We start from the raw sequence: 20732 nt of genomic DNA on the forward strand, positions 1-20732 counted from the left end.
TACTGTGATTAAACAAAAAAGATTATGCTTAATGATTTGACGAAAGAGGTTCGCCAATGTCACTCCGCACAGGCACTAAAAGCCATTCAGACCTCGATCTCGGTAGCCTGCGAGTTTTCGTGGCTATCGTGGAAAGCGGGAGCTTTGTCGCCGGAGGAAAGGCGCTGGGCTTAACCCGTTCCGCCGCAGGAAAAGCGATTGCACGCCTTGAAGCACAGCTGGAAACGCGGCTATTTCATCGTACGACGCGAAGCGTCGCCCTGACCCGCGATGGCTACGGTTTTTATGAACGCTGCGCACAGATTTTGCAGGATATTGAAGAAGCAGAGGCGAGTGTCCGGCAGAATTTTTCCAGCCCCGGCGGAGTGCTTCGGCTCAGCGTCCCGGAAACGTGGGGCAAAGTAGTGCTTCTGCCTTTTCTGAAGCACTTCATGGCGGCCTACCCGAGACTGGATATTGAAGTCAATTTCACCGACCGCGTGGTGGACCTCGTCGCGGAGGGGTTCGATCTCAGCCTCCGACTGGGTGATTTACCGAAAGATTCGCAGCTTATTGCACGAACCGTGCAGCGCATTCGCCCTCATCTGTTTGCTTCCCCAGACTACCTGGCCAGTTCAGGTATACCAGGTTCGCCAGAAGATCTTCGCCTTCACCAGCGGCTGATTTACGGCCTGAGCCCTCAAACGACAAACTGGACGCTGTTCACGGCCAGCAATGAGAGCGTGTTGGTTGAAGGGCACAGCAGGATCCGCTTCGACAGCGGAGAGGCTATTTGCGCCGCCGCTGTTGCAGGCTTAGGCATCGCTTTCCTGCCAGCTTTTCTCGTTGCCCGGGATGTCGCAGAGGGCACTCTGGTGCCCGTACTGTCTGAATTAGGCGGCACACCATTGACCGTGAACGTGGTGTACCCTAATCGGAAACATCTGGCAGCCAAAGTGAGGTTGTTTATCGACAGCCTGGTGAAGCATATGGACCATTAACAACATCCCGATGAAATGATTTGGGAATGACAGGCCCTAATCCTGCGATCCTAACCCGGTGAATAACCCCAGCAGTTCCCGCGGCGCATCAGCCGCAAACCCCATGGCAAAATTCGCGGCAGACTCCTGCTGAAAACGAACGGTTCGTGCAGCCATTGCCTCCTGATATACCTTAAAAGCACCCTCCATGCTGGAAGGCTGGGAAATGATGGCATAGGCGAGATCGACGGCATCCGCCATCGCCAGATTCACGCCCTCCCCGGCAAAAGGTGACATAACATGCGCGGCATCACCAATCAGGGTCACATTTCCCGCTGCCTTCCAGAACTCCGCGGTAGGTAACACATAGATTGGCCTGGCAACCATCGGCCCCTCACTTTGCATTAACATTTCGCGATAGCATTCGCCCCAGTCACGGAAGTGTTCAGCCAATTCATCACGAGTAAAGGTTCTGCGCGATTGCGCTTCCGGTACGGGTATGGCGGCATAGGCTGAAACCTCGTCTCCAGGTTCACAGTGAGCCATGATGCCCCGGCCTTCGCTCAGAGCAAACAACGACCCCTTGCCCACCAGCGCTTTCAACGCAGGATATTGCTGGCTTACGTTCGGGTAACGCAGCTCAACAAAGGTTATTCCGGAATAAAGCGGTTGCTGTCCCGTTAACAAAGGCCTGACTTTCGACCACGCACCATCGGCGCCTATCAGGGCATCACAAACATGCGTACTGCCGTTCTCTAGCCGGAGAAGAAAGCCTGTGCCCTGTCGTTCGACGGACCTTACCCGACTGTTCCAACGAATGATCCCCTTGGGCAACGCCTCTATCACTAGTTTGCGCAACGCGCCGCGGTCGACTTCCGGGCGGGAGCCATCACCTTCATCCTGATACAAGATATGGCCGTTTTTATCACGCATCAGAGTTGCATCCGCCCCCTCCAACACCAGAGCCATTGCGGCTTCATACATCCCCGCCGCTCGAAGTGCAGGTTTACCCGTGCCTTCGTTCAGATTGAGCATGCCACCCTGATGGCGTGAATCGAGAGAAGCATCAGCCTCGAGAATACAGACCGCAATACCCTGGCGGTGCAACATGTAAGCCAGCAGCGGCCCCGCTACACCAGCGCCAATAATGGTTATCATAAAAATGCCTCTGACTGTCGGAGAAGAAACGGTTTTATCAGCAGCCAGATTGAAACGCCAGCCAGAACAAGCATAAAAAGCTCAAACATTCACCGGACAGTTTCTACGGGGCTTGTCAACATCCCGATTGCCCGTCATAATGTTGTCACTTCTCACCAAAGAAGATAAAACAATAATCAATTCAGTCGGTTATCGTTTTATAAATCGTATTAAATGCGTTCATAGCTCAGTTGGTTAGAGCACCACCTTGACATGGTGGGGGTCGTTGGTTCGAGTCCAATTGAACGCACCATTTCTTTTTATTTTCATCATCTCTGAAAACGCTCAAACATCTGGCAACGCCCTGATAACAACTCGCTGTAAAACTGTGCACTCCGTCGCTGAATCAACGGTTTTGATTCCTTTTCCAGCCAGATTTATCTATACTACGCCCGTTCTTAACTTGAATGGTTTCAGCTCATTGGACTCCTTTTTTATACAACAACATCGTCTAACGCTTTCCCCTGCTGAACCACAAGCACACTTTCCTCTGCACGCTTTATTTCTGTCACCTATCCTTACCAGGTGCCACTTTCAACACCACAGTATTCTTTTAAGCTCCGGCAGCCCGGTCTCCCGGAACACGATTTCAACATTCCTCCTCAACTTATAGATAAGACTGTCATGAAAAAGACTAAAATCGTTTGCACCATCGGTCCAAAAACCGAATCCGAAGAGATGCTGTCTAAAATGCTCGACGCGGGCATGAACGTTATGCGTCTGAACTTCTCCCACGGTGACTATGCAGAACACGGCCAGCGCATCAAAAACCTGCGCAACGTCGTTGCTAAAACAGGTAAAAAAGCCGCTATCCTGCTGGACACCAAAGGGCCAGAAATCCGTACCATCAAGCTGGAAGGCGGTAACGACGTCTCCCTGAAAGCAGGCCAGACCTTTACCTTCACCACCGACAAATCCGTGGTTGGTAACAGCGAAATCGTCGCAGTGACCTACGAAGGCTTCACCAATGACCTGACCGTAGGCAACACCGTTCTGGTGGACGATGGCCTGATCGGCATGGAAGTCACCGCCATCGAAGGCAACAAAGTTATCTGTAAAGTGCTGAACAACGGCGACCTCGGTGAGAACAAAGGCGTTAACCTGCCGGGCGTGTCCATCGCGCTGCCAGCGCTGGCTGAGAAAGACAAACAGGATCTGATCTTCGGCTGCGAACAGGGCGTTGACTTCGTGGCAGCCTCCTTCATCCGTAAGCGTTCTGACGTGGTTGAAATTCGTGAGCACCTGAAAGCCCACGGCGGCGAGAGGATCCAGATCATCTCCAAGATCGAAAACCAGGAAGGCCTGAACAACTTCGACGAAATCCTCGAAGCTTCTGACGGCATCATGGTTGCTCGTGGCGACCTGGGCGTAGAAATCCCGGTGGAAGAAGTTATCTTCGCGCAGAAGATGATGATCGAGAAATGCGTTCGTGCACGTAAAGTGGTGATTACCGCAACCCAGATGCTCGACTCCATGATCAAAAACCCGCGCCCTACCCGCGCAGAAGCCGGTGACGTTGCTAACGCCATCATCGACGGCACCGACGCAGTGATGCTGTCCGGTGAGTCTGCAAAAGGTAAATACCCGCTGGAAGCTGTGACCATCATGGCAACTATCTGCGAGCGTACCGACCGCGTGATGACCAGCCGTCTGGACAACAGCAACGACAGCCGTAAACTGCGCATCACCGAAGCCGTTTGCCGTGGCGCCGTTGAAACCGCAGAAAAACTGGAAGCCCCGCTGATCGTGGTTGCCACCCAGGGCGGTAAATCCGCTAAAGCCGTGCGTAAATACTTCCCGAACGCGACTATTCTGGCGCTGACTACCAACGAAGTAACCGCGCGTCAGCTGGTGCTGAGCAAAGGCGTTGTCACCCAGATGGTGAAAGAAATTGCCTCCACCGACGACTTCTACCGCCTGGGTAAAGAAGTGGCGCTGGAAAGCGGCCTGGCTCGTAAAGGCGACATCGTGGTGATGGTTTCTGGTGCGCTGGTCCCAAGCGGCACCACTAACACCGCCTCGGTCCATGTTCTGTAATTGACTTGTTAACAAGTTTAATTAACAAAAAAGCGCCTTCGGGCGCTTTTTTTATATCACTTGCAGTCAGATCTTAATAAAAATGCAAATCGGATTTTACTATTTAAGCTTACTCTTAATTAAGATGAATCCGATGAAATTCCCCTGTTTTCTCTCTTTTTTTTAACTTTCCGGCTCCGTTCGGTGCTTCTTTGAGCGAACGATCAAATTTAGGGGTATTCCCGACAAAAAATTATTCTCATCACAAAAAACTTTGTGTAATACTTGTAACGCTACATGGAGATTAACTCAATCTAGAGGGTATTAATAATGAATCGTACTAAACTGGTACTGGGCGCGGTAATCCTGGCTTCTACTATGCTGGCAGGTTGTTCTTCTAACGCTAAAATCGATCAACTGTCTTCTGACGTTCAGACTCTGAACGCTAAAGTTGATCAGCTGAGCAACGACGTGAACGCAGTGCGTTCTGACGTTCAGGCTGCTAAAGACGACGCCGCTCGCGCTAACCAGCGTCTGGACAACCAGGCTCACTCTTACCGTAAGTAAGAGTCACTGGTATAAAATGGCGCACAATGTGCGCCATTTTTTTTGCCTGTCATTTATCCCCACCAGCTACTGTGTCGCGCTAGTCGCCTCTTCAGCATTTACCACGCCATTCCTCGCCGACTGCACCGCCATCGTTGCCGCAGGTGTTTGCCCCGCAGAGACCACAACGGGATACCCCGCACGCCTGTATAGCGCCTTCTCCACTAACGCTTTCTCCACGCCGCTACCGGCCCGGAACTCGCTAAAGCCCGCGGGAAGCACGTAAGGCATAGTCTGCGTGTTCTGCTGCTCATCCTGAGAAAGCGGCCGATGGACTTCGACGTAGCGAACGCCGTTTGGCTCAACGGAGAATTTCACCGGATCGTTAATCACCCGCACCGTCGTGCCAGTTTTCGTTTGCTCAAACAGGGCTTTGATGTCGGGGGCATTCATTCTGATACAACCGGAGCTGACGCGCAGCCCCACGCTGTCCGGCGCGCTGGTACCGTGAATCAAGTACTCGCCATTACCGTAGGCCAGCCGCATGGCGAATCTCCCCAGCGGGTTATTAGGCCCGGCAGGCACGACGGGCGGCAGCTTGATCCCTTTTTCCAGGGAGCGCTGGCGAATACCGGCGGTAGGTGTCCAGGTAGGGTTGGGGATCTTTTGCCCAATCCTGGTGGTCATCAGCGGCGTCTCCAGCCCCTGCAGACCAATACCAATCGGATAAACCTGCACAATGTTTTGTCCTGGCGGGAAGTAATACAGCCGCAGCTCGGCAAGATTCACCACAATCCCCTCGCGCGGCACGTCCGGCAGCAGCAGCTGGCTGGGGACGGTCAGCACCGTGCCGGGTTTAGGCACTGGCGCAATGGTGTTATTGGCCTCCAGCAGCAGCATCGCACCGGTGTCAAAACGCCGGGCAATAGCCTGCAGGTTACGATCGCCTTCCTGTACGGTATAAGTCTGGTTTTGGCCAATCAGGCGGCTGCCTTCCGGCGGTAAGGGATAATCCAGGGCTAAAGCGGGCTGAATGGCGCTCAGAGCGCCGATAATGGCCAGTGTGAGTAAAGACGCGTATTTCATACTTTTTATTCCTGTAGTCGCGCTGGCGAGCGCCAGCAGGCTGAAAGACAAGCGAGGCAGAAAACCGCCTCGCAAAACAGGACCATAGGTATGATTAAGTTTAGCTAACTTAAATGAGATTGGTGGCTTGGTTGCGAATTGCGCGAATCATCGCTTCCAGCCCCTGAGAGCGGGACGGCGTCAGATGCTGTGCGAGCGCCATTTTTTCAAACCACGGGCGCACATCAAACGCCACGATATCCTGCGGCGTCATTTGCTGATAGAGAATAAATACGATAGCGATCAGCCCTTTAACGATAGCGGCATCGCTGTCACCCTCCAGCGTAATCACCCCATCGGGCTGCTGGTGCATGACTATCCATACCTGGCTCTGGCAGCCCTGAATAATATGTTCAGGCCTGTGCTGCTCCGCCGCCAGTTCCGGCAGGCGGCTGCCCAGTTCGATAATGTAGAGATACTTCTCTTCCCAGTTCGCACAGCGGCTGAAATTTTTTAGCAGTTTGTCTTTATCCGGCAGCGTGGCCATGACCGTCTCCGTTATCCTAACAGGCTGTGGATGCGCTGCAGGCCGGCGACCAGGCGATCCACTTCTTGTTCGGTATTGTACATGGCAAAGGAGGCGCGGCACATGGCCGGGACGCTGTAGAACGCCATCAGCGGCATGGCGCAATGGTGCCCGGTGCGAACCGCGATGCCGTAGTTGTCGAGGAAGCTGCCGACGTCATAGGCATGATGTTTCCCGAGATTAAACGCCAAAACACCACGGCGCTCTGCCGGGCCGTATACGGTGAGATCGGGCACGGCCTGCAGCGCGTGTTGAGCATAGCGCATCAGGTTGCGTTCATACTCGCCAATCGCCTCCATGCCCAGCCCTTCAACGTAGCTCAACGCTGCCCCAAGGCCGATAATGCCAGCCGTGTTTGGCGTCCCAGCTTCAAAGCGCCACGGGGCTGCGGCGTAAGTCGTCCCTGCAGTCAGGCTGACGGTAGCAATCATCGACCCACCGCCTTCCCATGGCGGCATATCCTGCAGAATGCTTTCTTTCACATACAACACGCCAATCCCCGTTGGCCCGTATATCTTGTGCCCGGAGAAAAGATAAAAATCGCAGTCCAGCGCCGCCACATCCGTGACGTGGTGCATCACCGCTTGTGCGCCATCCACCAGCACTTTGACGCCCGCCTGATGCGCGGTAGCGATCATCTCCTTCACCGGGTTTTCGGTACCGAGCACGTTAGAAACGTGGGCAATCGCCAACAGTTTTGTGCGCTCGTCAATCAGCGTCGGGAAGACATCAAGCTGCAGCGTGCCGTCCTGGTTGAGCGGGATAACGCGCAGCTCCGCGCCGGTACGCTCACACAGCATCTGCCACGGCACGATGTTAGCGTGGTGTTCCATGGCGCTGATGATGATGTTATCCCCGGCCTGGACGTTGGCGCTGCCCCAGCTATTGGCCACGAGGTTTATCCCCTCGGTGGTGCCACGCACAAAGACAATCTCTTCCGGTTTTGCCGCGTTGATAAAGCGTGCCGCCTGACTGCGCACGTTTTCCATCAGGGTGGTTGCTTCTGCGCTCAGAGTATGAATGCCACGGTGCACTGCGGCATACCCATGGCGATAAAACTCAAGCTCGGCGTCAATCACCGCCTGTGGTTTCTGCGCGCTGGCGGCGCTGTCCAGATAGGCCAGCGGCTGGCCGTTGACCTCGCGGCTCAGAATCGGGAAATCAGCCCTGACCTGCTCGATTGAAAAACTCATGCCTCGCCCCCTGCAAAGCGCCGGGCGATACGTGCCAGCACCTGCTGTTTTAAGGCCTCGTCGCGAATACTTTCGGTAAGCTCTGCGGCAAAGGCGAAGATTATCATCTGCTGTGCAGCCTGTTCGCTGATACCACGGGAGCGCAGGTAGAACATCTGTTCGTCATCAATGCGCCCGATGGTTGCGCCATGGCTGCACTTCACGTCATCGGCGTAGATTTCCAGCTGTGGCTTGGTGTCCACCTCCGCCAGGCGGCCAAGCAACAGGTTATTGTTGGTCATCTGCCCGTCGGTTTTAATCGCGTGCTGAGCCACTTTGATCATGCCGTTAAACACCGCTCGGCCCTTATCACGCACGATGGTTTTATGCAGCTGGCGGCTGTTGCAGTAGCCCTTGTTGTGCTCAAGCCAGGTTCGGGTGTCGCACACCTCGTTATTTACCGGCAGCGCCAGACTGTTGATGTGCAGCTGGTTGTTCTCGCCGTTAAGCTGCGTGCTGGTGTTGTGGCGCAGCACTGCGGCCCCCAACAGGAAGCTGTGGCTGCTCACCGTCGAGTCCTGCTCAATCAGTAGATCGTTGTGCGCAAAGTGGTAGCTGGCGGCATTTTCAAACGCCAGCTTGTAGTGGCTAAGCTGCGCGTTGGCGGCCACTTCGGCGGTAAATCGTGCGCCGGTGAAATGCGCCGCCTCGTCAAGGCTGACGAAGTGCTCCATCACCGTGGCCTGAGCGCCCTGCTCAAGGATCAGGTGGTGACGGTAATGTGCCGTCGCCATCTCCTGCGCCTTGCTGCCGCGCGTGACGTGCATCAGCAACAGCGCTTTTTCAGGCTGCGTGTTAGGCGCCACGCGGATATGCGTCACGGTCTCCGCCAGGCTTTCCGTGAGGTGCAGGAACACTTCGCCCTGAACCGGCGCGGGCAGCGTCTGGCGGTTATCGTCGATACTTATCACAAAACCGCTGTCGGCGATGTCATCGCTCAGTTCGGCGCTGAAATGCCCGTCAACAAACACCAGCCGCAGCGCGTCTACAGGCAGGGCAAGCTCGTCACGCTGTTGCGCACTTAAAGGCGACTGAGGCGCAAAGACAAACTGGTTATTCAGCAACCCGTCGAGCGGCGTGTATTTCCAGTTTTCATGCTTGCGTGTCGGTAAACCCAGGCGCAACAGCTGCTGCATATGCTGCTGGGCCACCTGCGAGCGGCCCGTGCCCTGAGCTTCAAACAGATGATGCCACTGCTGGAGCGCGTTGCCGTTACTGCTGTTCGGTAAGCCAGCCATAACCCTGCTCCTCCAGTTGTTTCACCAGGCTGAAATCGCCAGATTTAACGATGCGCCCCTGATACAGCACGTGAACAAAGTCCGGCTTGATGTAGTCGAGGATACGCTGGTAGTGGGTGACCACGATAAATGAACGCTTGCCGTCACGCAGCGAGTTAACGCCTTCGGCCACAATCTTCAGGGCATCAATATCCAGCCCGGAGTCGGTTTCATCGAGAATGCACAGCTCCGGCTCCAGCACTGCCATTTGCAGAATGTCGTTACGCTTTTTCTCGCCGCCGGAGAAGCCGACGTTGACCGAGCGGGTGAGTAAATCTTCCGGCATTTGCAGCAGCTTGATTTTCTCTTCCATCAGATCCTGAAAATCAAAGCGATCCAGCGACTCGAGGCCCCGGTATTCCCGCACCGCATTCAGCGCGGTTTGCAGGAAGAACTGGTTGCTGACGCCGGGAATTTCCACCGGGTACTGGAAGGCCATAAAAATACCTTCGCCGGAGCGGTCTTCCGGCGACAGTTCCAGCAGGTCTTTGCCGTTGAACTGCACCGAGCCGCCGGTCACTTCGTAGTCTTCACGACCGGCAAGCGTGGCGGATAAGGTACTTTTCCCGGAGCCGTTTGGCCCCATGATGGCGTGAACTTCGCCCGGCTTCACTTCGAGGTTTAAGCCACGCAGGATCTCTTTATCCTCAACGCTGACCTGTAAATCTTTAATGCTTAACATAGTTTTCCCTTAATCCTTAACCGACGCTGTGTTCGAGGCTGATGGCTAATAATTTTTGTGCTTCCACCGCGAATTCGAGCGGTAACTCTGAGAACACGTCTTTGCAGAACCCGTTGACGATCATCGAGATGGCGTCATCTTCGCTGATGCCACGCTGCAGGCAATAGAACAGCTGATCTTCACCAATGCGCGACGTGGTCGCTTCGTGTTCCAGCTGCGCCGTGTTGTTGCGGCACTCCACGTACGGGAAGGTGTGCGCCCCGCTGTCCGGCCCGATCAACATCGAGTCGCACTGGGTGAAGTTACGAGCGTTGGTCGCAGTGGGCATGATTTTCACCAGGCCGCGGTAGCTGTTCTGGCTATGACCGGCGGAGATCCCTTTCGAGATGATCGTCGATTTGGTGTTCTTGCCGATGTGGATCATTTTGGTGCCGGTGTCCGCCTGCTGATGGCCGGAGGTCAGCGCCACGGAGAAGAACTCGCCGATGGAGTTGTCGCCACGCAGGATCACGCTCGGGTACTTCCAGGTGATGGCAGAGCCGGTTTCTGACTGTGTCCAGGACATCTTGCTGTTCTCACCTTCGCACAGGGCGCGCTTGGTGACGAAGTTCAGAATGCCGCCGGTGTTGTTGTCCCCCGGGAACCAGTTTTGCACCGTGGAGTACTTCACTTCCGCATCGCGGTGAATAATCACTTCCACTACGGCGGCGTGGAGCTGGTAGCTGTCGCGCACTGGTGCAGAACAGCCCTCGATGTAGCTCACATAGCTGCCTTCATCCGCCACTAAAATAGTGCGCTCGAACTGACCGGTTTTTTCCGCGTTGATACGGAAATAGGTGGACAGCTCCATCGGGCAGCGCACGCCTTTCGGGATGTAAATAAAGGTGCCGTCAGAGGCCACCGCGGCGTTAAGCGCGGCGAAGAAGTTATCGTTAGACGGCACCACGGTACCCAGGTATTTTTTGACCAGTTCCGGGTAGTCGTGAATCGCCTCGCCGAAGGAGCAGAAAATAATGCCCTGCTCGGAGAGTTTTTCGCGGTAAGTGGTTGCCACGGAAACTGAGTCAAAAATGGCGTCAACCGCCACTTCACTGCCTTCGCGCACCGGCACACCCAGTTGCTTAAACGCGTCTTCGACTTCGTTAGTCAGGAAGGCGTTTGGCGGCTGCTGAACCGCGCCGGGCTGGGACGCACAGGTGTCGTCGCAGCTCCCGCAGGATGGCGCAGAGTAATAGCTGTAATCCTGGTAATTCAGTTTGTCGTAATTCGCCTTCAGCCAGTGCGGCTCTTCCATTTTCAACCATGCATGTAAGGCGTTGAGACGAAACTCCAGCATCCATTCGGGCTCGTTACGACGGGCAGAGATTGCCCGAACCACCTCTTCATTTATGCCCTTCGCCAGCTGCTCGGTCTGCAGCTCGGTGAAAAAGCCCTCTTTATAATTGAGGTTGCCGGTCCAGGTTTTGACATCGTCAGTTGCTTCAGTATTACGAGACATAGTACCGCCTATACCCCAAAGCTTTCGCCGCAGCCGCATTCGTGCTGCGCTTTCGGGTTATTAAATTTAAAGATCTGATTCAGGCCTTCACGCACGTAATCCACTTCCGTGCCGTCGATAAAAGGCATGGCGGAGAGAGGCACCCACAGGCGCGCGCCGTCAAACTCATAGACCAGATCGTCCGGCTTCGGCTCGGTGACCGTGTCCAGCACGTAGCCAAAGCCAGCGCAGCCCGTCTGTTTGATACTCAGGCGGATGCCTTTAAGCTCGGGTTGTTTGGCGGCCAGATCGCGGATATGCGCGCTGGCGGCCGGGGTCAGGGTCAGCCCCTGCCAGGCAAAATCATTGGGATCAAAGGAACCGGTTTGCACATCCATTCTTCACCTCATCATTCTCTGCGCCCGAAGGCCGATACCCTTATGTTAATGATAACAATTATCAATACAACGTTATGAAAACAGGGGTATTCGCGAAACGCTGGTTTTTTGGGCGTCTTTACTAAGGATAGACCGTCATGAAACTCTTGCCGATGGCGAAAAGAGCTGTTTAAGCTACTGGTGTAAAAGGAAATATCAAAGATGAAAAACGCCTGAACCGGGCAAGACAAAAGATGTATAGAAAATATCTATTTATGTGATTGGAAGCGCACTGAATGCGAAATTAGCGCCATAAAGTACCAGTAATTTTCAGTTTTACGGGAACAAGAAGAGGTGCGGTCGCAGGGGGATTAAGGTATCTGTTCAGAAAAATCCGCCCCCTGGTTACCAGGGCATAAGGTTAACCAGGGGAACTGAGTTAGCTATGTTGAGCTGCATTACCACTCAAAGTTGACTGCCGCATTGTATGTCACGGCCTTGAAGTCTTCGGTATTGGTTGAAATCCCGGCCTTTGCGGCGACATTTTCATTGAACCGATACCCGCTACCAATGGCCATCGCGCTGGTAGATTCATACCCGCCTAGCGAGCCAGAAAGGTTGAATTTGCCAACGCTGTAGGGCTGGAAAAGCCCTGAGAGCGCCGCCTGGGAGGCAAACCCACGCTTCATTTTGTGATCCAGTTTATCCACGCGGTTACCGAGATGGTTAAGATCGCCATTAAGCTGGGTGATGGAGTCCTGGAACTGAGCATTGCTCCTGGCCTGACTCTGGTTAATGGTATTCTGCTGCGTATTCAGATTTGCCTGAGTCTGATTAATGGCCCCCTGCTGATTGTTCAGATTTGCCTGGGTCTGATTAATGGCCCCCTGCTGATTGTTGACGTTAGCCTGGTTCGCATTAACCGTGGACTGCTGTTGATTCACCGCATTCTGCTGGCTATTTACGCTGTTCTGGTTCTCATTCCACTCGGCCTGCTTGACGTTGGTGGCATTCTGCCGATCGTTGAGCATTTTTTGTTGGTCATTGACTGTCTGCTGTTTTTGAATGCTTTCATTCAGCGCTGAATCAATGGTATCAACGTTATTTTTAATATCACCGAAATTTCCATTGGTTTTATCAGCATCAGCATGGGAGTTACTGGAAGTCACGTCTGATGACCAGTCCCCCCATTCAAGAGCAGAGACAGACTGGGTGACTAATAATCCAGAAACAAGAAAGGCCAACAAAGACTTATTATTCATTAAAATTACTCCATTATTATAATTAAACCATTACTGTGCGGAGAAATTATTCATAAATAGAATTAACAAGGCAACACAGAAATAATGATAAAAATAGCCTGAAGTGAATATTCTTAGCCATAAAAAATAAAATTAACCCATTGTTTTTAAAACAATAAAAACAAAAAAAATAACAAATTAGACATAAACAAACACATCAAAAACCACCAGACTTTCAGAATTCACCTCGGGCAAAAGTGGTAAAAAATCGATAATAAAAATCAGATTTGGCAATAAGAGAAAACCATACACATACCAAAAAAAAACAAGATAAACAGATGAGATGAAGATCAGTTAGCTTTTATTGACGACTCTCATTACCTTCCATCGCTTTAACGTCAAATTTCCCGCAGCCTGTATGCGACAGGCTAACCCTCTGCCCTGAGATAAGAATGGCGTGAAAATATTCCGATTTATCGACTATCCTCCTGTTAAGAAAAAAGGAGCTTGTCCAATGCTGAAAATGATTATGGTCACCGCCCGCGATCGCGTTAGGCTGCAGGAAATTATCGGCGTTTTCCTTCGCTATGGATTGCAGGACATTGTGCGTTTGCTGGGCCTGGCCTCGCTGCATGACAAAATACGTGGCGGCAGCCAACACGATGCTTTACCGATGCCGCAGCGCCTGTGCGCGGCGCTGGAAGAACTGGGCCCGACGTTCGTTAAGCTCGGGCAAATCCTCTCAACCCGTAGCGACCTGCTTGACCCCGCATGGACGGAAGCGCTTAGCCAGTTGAATTCGAGCGCCAGCCCTCTGCCCTGGCCAAAGCTCGAGCCCTTCGTCGTGGCGACTCTTGGGGCTTCGCCTGCGGAGGTTTTCGCTACCTTTGATGAAACCCCGCTGGCCAGTGGCTCGATAGCACAAATTCACCGGGCCACGCTGAAAAATGGCGACGAGGTTATCGTCAAAATTCAGCGCCCCGGGATTGAAACAACCCTCAAGGCCGACCTGCGTTTACTCCGTTACCTGGCGGAAAGTCTGGAGCAGCAGAGCGCGGGGCTTGCTCGCTTTCAGCCAGTGATGCTGGTGCGTTATCTGGAAAACGCCCTGAATCAGGAACTGGATTTTTGCCATGAAGCAGCCAACGGGGAAAAGATTTATCAATTTTTCGCCGACAACGACGACGTCGTCATCCCCAGGATTTATTGGGACTGGTGCCACCCGACGCTGATGGTACAGGCATTTTTGCCCGGCGTGGCGCCGGTTGACGGCCAGCAGCTTGCCGCCGCCGGGTTTGATGGCCCCTTGTTGGCGCGTAAAGGCGCGACAGCGTTTATCAATATGCTCTTTGACCTGCGGACTTACCACGCAGATCCGCATCCCGGCAACGTCATGGCCCTGGCGGGCAACCGGGTCGGCTTCATTGATTTCGGCATGGTGGGAAGCCTGAGCCAGGCGCGACGCGACGAGCTGTTGTCGCTGATTTATGCCATCAGCGAGCGTGATGCCAGCGGGATTGTCGATGCCCTCATCGCCTGGAGTGGCCAGGAGACAGTAGATCTTACCGAACTGGAACTTGCAGCCAGCTATTTTCTGCAAAAACAGGGCAATCTCCCGCTACAGCTTGGAAAAGCGCTGACCGATATGCTTTCCACCGTCCGGGAATTCCAGCTGTCGCTGCCGCCGGATTTGGTTTTATTGTTTAAGGCGTTGATCACCGCGGACGGCGTATTGCTGAGAATGGATCCGCGGTTCGACATTATTCGCATTCTTCGCCCGGTGATTAAGCAGGAGCTGTTAAAACGCTATACCCGCCTCGGAAGCCGCAGACGCCTGCTTAAACTCGGCAATCAGCTTCTTGAGGGAGGTGATTCGCTGCCGCAGACCCTACGTCTGGTGATGCAAAGGCTTCGTCACGGTAAGCTGCACGCGGACATTAACGTAGAGAATATTAACCAGCTCGGAAAGTCGCTGGAGCGAGCGGCCTCTACTCTGGCGCTCGCCCTTGTTTTAGCCGCCCTGACAATCGCGATAGCTCCATGGCTGCTCGGGTTGAACTGGACGCTGTTTGGCATCCCATTTTTCCCTGTACTTGGCTTGTTGTGTGCTATTGCGGGAAGCGCATGGCTGGTTATTCGGTTGTTAAGGCGATGAGATTTACGACATCGGAGCCAGGTTCCGATGTCGTAAAAAATTAGTGCACAGAATGCTGCAGCACCGGATAGGTAAACAGCAATAAATGGGTCATATTCAGCCCGACATGAAACGCCACGGCAACCCACAGCCGCCCGCTCCACATCCACGCCAGGCCGTAAATAAGCCCCGCCAGTGCGGCAAAAACAATCAGCAGCGGACCACCGGCGAAATGCAGCCCGCCGAATATCGCGGCTGAAATAATCAGCGCCACAACCGGGTGCATAAAGTCGGATAAACGCTGCTGGAGATACCCCCGGAAGAGCGCTTCCTCCGCCAGCGAAACAAAGAAAATATTTGCGAACAGGAACGGCGGCAGCCACTGCGGGAAATGAGGTTCAATCTTTAAGCCACCCAAAGCTACCGCCAATAGCAACAGCCCTGGGATCAAAGCAATCAGCAAGATCCACCAGAGCTTAGCGGGCTGATATTTCGGCTCGCTGACAAACAGCGACTGCATCCCCACCAGCAAAATAAAGGGCACCAGCGCTTTGTCGAAGTTGTAATACATGGAAAACGGCGCACTTTGCGGCCCGGCGGTCACCGAGTCCAGCACCTTTGGATTATGGAAACCGGGAATAACATGGATGGTCAGCGCTACTGCGGCGGCGACCAGCAAAAATTCAAGCACATAGCGCACGGGCTTTCTGTTTGCGGCTTTTAAATAAGCGACGGCAAGAGCGGTCATTACCGCCAGTGAAGCCAGTGCTCGCCAGTCGAGTACACCGTCAACGGCACCCCATACCACGGTCACCAGTAATAATCCGAGGGAAATTTTTTTATTAAATTGTAAAACCAGTAAGGCGGCTGCCAGCAATATCCACATCATTTTTCCTTAAGCCTGAAAACATCATGAGGCAGGTTTTTTAACAAAATGGGTGGTGGATATATAGTTTTTTAAAGAAATAATCACAAATTAAAACAATCCCACGTCCCCGAGGGCTGAACGTGGGAATATTTTAGCCGTTGCTTTACACCACCGCCGTAGTCAGGCGGGAGGTACAGCACAGTTGGTCTTGCTGATCGTAGATATCAATTTGCCACACCTGATGACGACGCCCCGCGTGCACCGCGCGACAAACGCCCCGCACCACGCCTTCACGCGCCGAGCGGATATGGTTGGCGTTCACTTCCAGCCCAACCACCTTCTGGTCGCCTTCGGTGCACAGGTAGCCTGCTACGGAACCCAGCGTTTCCGCCAGCACCACCGACGCGCCGCCGTGCAGCAGGCCAAACGGCTGCCGGGTGCGCTCATCCACCGGCATGGTGGCCTCAATTTCGTTGTCGTCAAAACGCGTAAATTCAATGCCTACATGGCCGACCATATTGTTCGCGCCCATTTTATTGAGCGCGGCAAGCGTGGCTTCACGTCGCCAAATCATCCGATAATCTCCAGAAGAGCCTGTAATGGATGCCGTACGCCGTTGCCCTCAACGCGCTTGACCTGGCTGCGGCAGGAGTAGCCGGTTGCCAGACAGCGGTTGCGCGGCAGGCGCTGCATCGCCTGATGCCAGGAGAGTTCATAGATGCCCAATGAATTGGCGAGATTTTTCACCTCGTGACCGTAAGTGCCAGCCATGCCGCAGCAGCCAACGCTCACGCTCTCGAGCTTCGCGCCAAAACGAGCAAAAATACCGGCCCACTGATTCGGTGTCGCCGGCAACGCCGTTACTTCGGTACAGTGGCCAAAGAGGTACCATGCTTCCCCTCCCGCGCCCTGCACTTCCCGTTCTTTCAGCGCAGTCTGGAGCCATTCGTGCACCAGCTGCACCTGAAAATCACCGCGCTCTTCGCCTAATGTCTGTTTATATTCATCGCGGTAGCACAGGACCAGCGCCGGATCGACGCCGACCATCGGCATACCCAGTTTCGCAATGCGGTTCAGGAACTCAGACGTTTTACTCGCCGTGCGCGCAAAACGCTGCAGGAACCCTTTAATATGCTGAGCCTTACCGTTCGGTGAGAACGGCAGCACCACAGGTTCAAAGCCTAGCTTATCTGCAAGCTTAATAAAATCAGCCACCACCTGAGCATCGTAATAGCTGGTGAACGGGTCCTGCACCACCAGCACGGTTTTGGCGCGCTGCTCATCTGAGTAATGCTCCAGCTCTTCCAGCGTGACGTTGGCTGAGCGGTGCCCGACCAACTGCTGCTGCAGCGTCGGCGTGGACAGCATAGGCAGGTCAACCATACCGATGTGCCTGCGGGACAAACTCTGGACCCACGGCTGGCTCATAAAGAAGTTGAAGGTTTCTGGCGCGCGCGCCATCAGCGGCGCGTAGCTCTCCACGGAGGCCACAACGTGATCGCGCAGCGGGCGCAGATAGCGCGTGTGGTAAAGCTGCAGGAAGCGAGAGCGGAACTCCGGCACGTCGATTTTAATCGGGCATTGGGTCGAGCAGGCTTTACAGGCCAGGCAGCCGGACATCGCCTCTTTCACTTCGTGGGAAAAATCGTACTCGCCCTTGCTGGCGTGCCACGAGTTGCGGGTACGCTCGATAAGGCCTCGCAGGCTGGCGCGCTGCTCCGGCAGCTGTTTCTCAAGCTGCAGCGGGTCAACGCCTCGCTCGGTCAGCAGCCGCAGCCATTCACGGGTCAGCGTGGCTCGCCCTTTCGGGGAGTGGATACGGTTGCTGGAGATTTTCATCGACGGGCACATCGGGCTTTTCACGTCGAAGTTAAAGCACAGGCCATTGCCGTTGCACTCCATCGCGCCGCGCCAGGAGGTGCGTACCGCAATCGGGATTTGTCGGTCAAACGTCCCGCGCTTAACGGCATCGACCTGCATCATCGGGTCGTCCACGCCGAGCGGCGGGCAAATCTTCCCGGGGTTCAGCCGGTTAGCCGGGTCAAACACGGCTTTAATCCGGCGCAGTTCTTCATACAGCGTTTCACCGAAGAAGGCCGGGCTGTACTCGGCGCGGAACCCTTTGCCATGTTCGCCCCACAGCAGACCGCCGTATTTTGCCGTCAGCGCCACCACGTCGTCGGAGATGCTTTTCATCAGCATTTCCTGCTGCGGATCGCACATATCCAGCGCAGGGCGAACGTGCAACACGCCTGCATCAACGTGACCAAACATCCCGTAGCTCAGGTTGTGGCTATCCAGCAGAGCGCGGAATTCAACAATGTAGTCCGCCAGATGCTGCGGCGGCACGCAGGTGTCTTCGGCAAACGGAATCGGTTTAGCCTGGCCTTTGGCGTTCCCCAGCAGGCCAACGGCTTTTTTCCGCATGCCGTAGATTTTTTCGATACCGGCCAGCTCGTCACAAACCTGCCAGCCAATCACCCCGCCCTCGCCTGCGGCTATTAGCGCATCGAGGCGAGCACATAGCTCAGTGACCTGGCCGTCGATCAGTGCCTGGTCGTCCCCGGCAAACTCAACGATGTTCAGCCCGAGCATCTCTTTGTTCGGCACGTCGGTGATCAATTCGCTGACCGAGTGCCAGACGATATCTTCCCGCGCCAGATTCAGGACTTTGGAGTCGACGGTTTCCACCGACAGCGCCCGAGCATCCACCATAAAGGGCGCATTACGCAGGGCTGAATCGAAGGAGTCATACTTGACGTTCACCAGCCGGCGCACTTTCGGCAAGCGGGTGATATCCAGCTTCGCCTCGGTGATAAAGGCCAGCGTCCCCTCGGAGCCGGTAAGAATGCGGGTTAAATCGAACTTGCTTAGATCGTCATTAAAGACGTGGCGCAGGTCATAGCCGGTAAGAAAGCGGTTTAGTTTGGGGAATTTATCGATAATCAGCTCACGCTGCTCGCGGCAGCGTTCAAGCACGGTGCGGTAGATTTTACCGCTCGATGTCTCTTCGCGGCCCAGCTCTTCGGCAAGCCCGGTTGCCATCTGGTGCGTGTCCAGAATTTCACCGTCCATCAGCACGGCGCGCACGCCCAGCACATGATCGGAGGTTTTACCGTACACCAGCGATCCCTGCCCGGAGGCATCGGTATTAATCATTCCTCCCAGCGTGGCACGGTTACTGGTCGACAATTCCGGGGCAAAGAAGTAGCCGTGCGGCTTCAGGAACTGGTTGAGCTGGTCTTTAATCACGCCGGCTTCGACCCGCACCCAACCTTGTTCCGGGTTGATTTCGATAATGCGATTCATGTAGCGGGACATGTCCACCACGATGCCGCCGTTCAGCGACTGCCCGTTGGTGCCGGTGCCGCCGCCGCGCGGGGTAAACACCAGGGATTTAAAGCGCTCTTCGGAGGCCACGCGGGTAATCAGCGTGACGTCGGCGGTTGAACGAGGGAAAAGCACCGCATCCGGCAGCAGTTGGTAAATACTGTTGTCGGTCGCCATGGTCAGGCGGTCTGCGTAGCTAGTGGCGGTATCGCCGGTAAAGCCCTGTTGCTCCAGTGATGCTAAATAGCTGAGCACCAGCTGAACGACGCCAGGTGCCTGAGAAATTTGTGGGATCATTGACGGGTCGACCCTGTGTTGCTTAGTAAGAGTTATCGTTTGCGTGTCTGTTTTGTTTTTATCATATTCCATCGCGATTTGCGGCTGTTATTTCAGATAACGCGATGCGAAATGCACCTGTCAAAAATCGAGGAAATACATCATCATTAAATTATCGCCATGCGAATTTAGCGCGGGTGCATTTTATTGAGGTGATTCTTCCTATGATCAAAGTCAGTCAGCCAAAGGATCTGCTGCAGATCCTGCTGTCCGTGCTGTTTATTTCGGTGATGATTCTTGCCTGTCTGTGGATCGTGCGCCCGTTTGTTTTGGGCTTCGCCTGGGCCGGAACCATCGTCATTGCGACCTGGCCGCTGCTCATCAAATTGCAAAAGCTGCTGTGGGGCAAACGCTCCCTTGCGGTGCTGGTGATGACGCTGCTCCTGCTGATGCTGTTTGTCATCCCGGTCGCGATGTTAGTGAACAGCCTGGTGGACAACAGCGGCCCGGTGATTAACTGGGCGACCAAAGGGCACATGGCGCTGCCCGCCTTCGAATGGCTGCACAGCGTCCCACTTATTGGCGATAAACTTTACAGCGGCTGGAACACGCTGGTGAGCAGCGGCGGCAGCGCGATTATGGAAAAGATCCGGCCCTATATCGGCACGACGACCAGTTGGTTCCTTGGTCAGGCCGTACACATAGGTACTCTGCTGGTACATCTCGGCCTGATGCTGCTGTTCAGCGTGCTGCTATATGCCAAAGGTGAGACGCTGGGGAACGGCATTCGTCATTTCGCCTTCCGCCTCGCGGACAAACGCGGTGATGCTGCCGTACTGCTGGCCGGCCAGGCGATTCGCGCCGTAGCGCTGGGCGTGGTTGTCACCGCGCTAGCACAGGGTGTACTGGGCGGTATTGGCCTGGCGGTGTCCGGCATTCCTTACGCCGCGCTGCTTACGGTGCTGATGGTGCTTAGCTGCCTGATTCAGCTTGGCCCGCTGGTGATTCTGGTGCCCGCCATTATCTGGCTGTACTGGAGCGGCGATACCACCTGGGGGACGGTGCTGCTGGTATGGAGTTGTGTCGTTGGCACCATGGATAACGTGATTCGCCCGGTGCTTATTCGCATGGGCGCGGACTTGCCGATGATTCTGATTCTTTCCGGCGTGATCGGCGGCTTGATTGCCTTCGGGATGATTGGCCTGTTTATCGGCCCGGTGCTGCTGGCGGTTTCTTATCGCCTGATTTCGGTCTGGATGCACGAGGCGCCTGCCCCACAGGACGATCCACAAGAGGTGGTCGAACTGCTTGAGGAGCAGCAGACGCTGAATGTGAAGCAATAAGGATGCGGAGGGTTTGAGGAGTTCCTGTTCGCTCAAACCCTCTATGCGATAACAGCTAAGTTTCCGTTCACATCCTCTACATCTCCACAGGAACTTTTTTAACGACAGAATAGCTTGCGCCTAAAG

General features: G+C 54.5%; 17 protein-coding genes and 1 tRNA gene. 6 read left to right on the forward strand and 12 right to left on the reverse strand.

Annotation, left to right across the window (positions count from 1 at the left end; all coding sequences use genetic code 11):
* Positions 1-56 precede the first annotated feature (56 nt).
* On the forward strand, positions 57-980 hold the full coding sequence (locus tag WFK85_RS00240) for a LysR family transcriptional regulator (protein WP_336708100.1): 924 nt from the start codon (positions 57-59) through the stop codon (positions 978-980).
* A 36-nt stretch (positions 981-1016) separates the two neighbouring features.
* On the opposite strand, the gene WFK85_RS00245 is transcribed toward WFK85_RS00240, so the two are convergent.
* Positions 1017-2117, reverse strand: a complete 1101-nt coding sequence (locus WFK85_RS00245; protein ID WP_336708098.1) for an FAD-dependent oxidoreductase — start codon at positions 2115-2117, stop codon at positions 1017-1019.
* 215 nt (positions 2118-2332) lie between these two features.
* On the opposite strand from WFK85_RS00245, the gene WFK85_RS00250 reads away from it, so the two are divergent.
* From WFK85_RS00250 to WFK85_RS00260, 3 genes are all read left to right on the forward strand, one after another.
* Positions 2333-2409: transfer RNA gene (locus WFK85_RS00250), tRNA-Val, on the forward strand.
* A gap of 371 nt (positions 2410-2780) precedes the next feature.
* A complete protein-coding gene (gene pykF / locus WFK85_RS00255; protein WP_008456501.1) occupies positions 2781-4193 on the forward strand; it encodes a pyruvate kinase PykF in 1413 nt (470 codons plus the stop codon).
* 309 nt (positions 4194-4502) lie between these two features.
* Positions 4503-4739 carry a major outer membrane lipoprotein gene (locus WFK85_RS00260; RefSeq protein ID WP_008456504.1) on the forward strand — a complete coding sequence of 79 codons (237 nt, stop codon included), beginning with the start codon at positions 4503-4505 and terminating at the stop codon, positions 4737-4739.
* 66 nt (positions 4740-4805) lie between these two features.
* Here the strand turns inward: WFK85_RS00260 and ldtE are convergent, their stop codons facing one another.
* The 8 genes from ldtE to WFK85_RS00300 all read right to left on the reverse strand — a co-directional run bounded on the left by ldtE (position 4806) and on the right by WFK85_RS00300 (position 12676).
* Entirely contained in the window at positions 4806-5804 is a 999-nt protein-coding gene (gene ldtE, locus WFK85_RS00265; protein ID WP_336708096.1) for a L,D-transpeptidase LdtE, read from the reverse strand.
* Between the two features lie 109 nt (positions 5805-5913).
* A complete protein-coding gene (gene sufE / locus WFK85_RS00270) occupies positions 5914-6330 on the reverse strand; it encodes a cysteine desulfuration protein SufE (protein WP_336708094.1) in 417 nt (138 codons plus the stop codon).
* Between the two features lie 11 nt (positions 6331-6341).
* Positions 6342-7562 carry a cysteine desulfurase SufS gene (gene sufS / locus WFK85_RS00275; RefSeq protein WP_166874784.1) on the reverse strand — a complete coding sequence of 407 codons (1221 nt, stop codon included), beginning with the start codon at positions 7560-7562 and terminating at the stop codon, positions 6342-6344.
* The gene (gene sufD / locus WFK85_RS00280; RefSeq protein WP_008456509.1) at positions 7559-8839 is read right to left on the reverse strand and encodes a Fe-S cluster assembly protein SufD; all 1281 of its coding nucleotides are present in this window, start codon (positions 8837-8839) and stop codon (positions 7559-7561) included. Before sufD ends, sufS begins: the two co-directional genes overlap by 4 nt.
* Entirely contained in the window at positions 8814-9560 is a 747-nt protein-coding gene (gene sufC / locus WFK85_RS00285; protein WP_008456510.1) for a Fe-S cluster assembly ATPase SufC, read from the reverse strand. The genes sufD and sufC overlap by 26 nt, the downstream gene beginning before the upstream one ends.
* 16 nt (positions 9561-9576) lie before the next feature.
* Positions 9577-11058 carry a Fe-S cluster assembly protein SufB gene (sufB, locus tag WFK85_RS00290; RefSeq protein ID WP_336708092.1) on the reverse strand — a complete coding sequence of 494 codons (1482 nt, stop codon included), beginning with the start codon at positions 11056-11058 and terminating at the stop codon, positions 9577-9579.
* Positions 11059-11066: 8 nt separating this feature from the next.
* Positions 11067-11435 (reverse strand): Fe-S cluster assembly scaffold SufA, encoded by a 369-nt coding sequence (gene sufA, locus WFK85_RS00295; protein ID WP_039292468.1) that lies wholly within the window; start codon positions 11433-11435, stop codon positions 11067-11069.
* 437 nt (positions 11436-11872) lie between these two features.
* Positions 11873-12676 (reverse strand): YadA C-terminal domain-containing protein, encoded by an 804-nt coding sequence (locus WFK85_RS00300; protein ID WP_336708091.1) that lies wholly within the window; start codon positions 12674-12676, stop codon positions 11873-11875.
* A 493-nt stretch (positions 12677-13169) separates the two neighbouring features.
* Between WFK85_RS00300 and WFK85_RS00305 the strand changes: the two genes are divergently transcribed.
* Entirely contained in the window at positions 13170-14810 is a 1641-nt protein-coding gene (locus WFK85_RS00305) for an ABC1 kinase family protein (protein ID WP_336708089.1), read from the forward strand.
* A gap of 40 nt (positions 14811-14850) precedes the next feature.
* Here WFK85_RS00305 and WFK85_RS00310 read toward each other — a convergent pair whose 3' ends face one another.
* The 3 genes from WFK85_RS00310 to ydiJ all read right to left on the reverse strand — a co-directional run bounded on the left by WFK85_RS00310 (position 14851) and on the right by ydiJ (position 19284).
* Positions 14851-15675 (reverse strand): CPBP family intramembrane glutamic endopeptidase, encoded by an 825-nt coding sequence (locus WFK85_RS00310; protein ID WP_336708117.1) that lies wholly within the window; start codon positions 15673-15675, stop codon positions 14851-14853.
* Between the two features lie 145 nt (positions 15676-15820).
* Positions 15821-16231: a 1,4-dihydroxy-2-naphthoyl-CoA hydrolase gene (menI, locus tag WFK85_RS00315; protein WP_008456522.1), complete on the reverse strand. Its 411-nt coding sequence runs from the start codon at positions 16229-16231 to the stop codon at positions 15821-15823.
* On the reverse strand, positions 16228-19284 hold the full coding sequence (gene ydiJ / locus WFK85_RS00320) for a D-2-hydroxyglutarate dehydrogenase YdiJ (protein WP_336708087.1): 3057 nt from the start codon (positions 19282-19284) through the stop codon (positions 16228-16230). Before ydiJ ends, menI begins: the two co-directional genes overlap by 4 nt.
* Before the next feature lie 203 nt (positions 19285-19487).
* Here ydiJ and ydiK point away from each other — a divergent pair, with 203 nt between their 5' ends.
* Positions 19488-20606: an AI-2E family transporter YdiK gene (ydiK, locus tag WFK85_RS00325; RefSeq protein ID WP_166994084.1), complete on the forward strand. Its 1119-nt coding sequence runs from the start codon at positions 19488-19490 to the stop codon at positions 20604-20606.
* Positions 20607-20732 lie beyond the last annotated feature (126 nt).

The organism is Cedecea sp. VD22 (genome assembly GCF_037150195.1).
Classification (GTDB): Bacteria; Pseudomonadota; Gammaproteobacteria; order Enterobacterales; family Enterobacteriaceae; genus Cedecea.

Bases quoted from the DNA above. Each gene is read 5' to 3' on its own strand.
- WFK85_RS00240 (WP_336708100.1), top strand. From the start codon at position 57: ATGTCACTCCGCACAGGCACTAAAAGCCATTCAGACCTCGATCTCGGT.
- WFK85_RS00245 (WP_336708098.1), bottom strand. From the start codon at position 2,117: ATGATAACCATTATTGGCGCTGGTGTAGCGGGGCCGCTGCTGGCTTAC.
- pykF (WP_008456501.1), top strand. From the start codon at position 2,781: ATGAAAAAGACTAAAATCGTTTGCACCATCGGTCCAAAAACCGAATCC.
- WFK85_RS00260 (WP_008456504.1), top strand. From the start codon at position 4,503: ATGAATCGTACTAAACTGGTACTGGGCGCGGTAATCCTGGCTTCTACT.
- ldtE (WP_336708096.1), bottom strand. From the start codon at position 5,804: ATGAAATACGCGTCTTTACTCACACTGGCCATTATCGGCGCTCTGAGC.
- sufE (WP_336708094.1), bottom strand. From the start codon at position 6,330: ATGGCCACGCTGCCGGATAAAGACAAACTGCTAAAAAATTTCAGCCGC.
- sufS (WP_166874784.1), bottom strand. From the start codon at position 7,562: ATGAGTTTTTCAATCGAGCAGGTCAGGGCTGATTTCCCGATTCTGAGC.
- sufD (WP_008456509.1), bottom strand. From the start codon at position 8,839: ATGGCTGGCTTACCGAACAGCAGTAACGGCAACGCGCTCCAGCAGTGG.
- sufC (WP_008456510.1), bottom strand. From the start codon at position 9,560: ATGTTAAGCATTAAAGATTTACAGGTCAGCGTTGAGGATAAAGAGATC.
- sufB (WP_336708092.1), bottom strand. From the start codon at position 11,058: ATGTCTCGTAATACTGAAGCAACTGACGATGTCAAAACCTGGACCGGC.
- sufA (WP_039292468.1), bottom strand. From the start codon at position 11,435: ATGGATGTGCAAACCGGTTCCTTTGATCCCAATGATTTTGCCTGGCAG.
- WFK85_RS00300 (WP_336708091.1), bottom strand. From the start codon at position 12,676: ATGAATAATAAGTCTTTGTTGGCCTTTCTTGTTTCTGGATTATTAGTC.
- WFK85_RS00305 (WP_336708089.1), top strand. From the start codon at position 13,170: ATGCTGAAAATGATTATGGTCACCGCCCGCGATCGCGTTAGGCTGCAG.
- WFK85_RS00310 (WP_336708117.1), bottom strand. From the start codon at position 15,675: ATGTGGATATTGCTGGCAGCCGCCTTACTGGTTTTACAATTTAATAAA.
- menI (WP_008456522.1), bottom strand. From the start codon at position 16,231: ATGATTTGGCGACGTGAAGCCACGCTTGCCGCGCTCAATAAAATGGGC.
- ydiJ (WP_336708087.1), bottom strand. From the start codon at position 19,284: ATGATCCCACAAATTTCTCAGGCACCTGGCGTCGTTCAGCTGGTGCTC.
- ydiK (WP_166994084.1), top strand. From the start codon at position 19,488: ATGATCAAAGTCAGTCAGCCAAAGGATCTGCTGCAGATCCTGCTGTCC.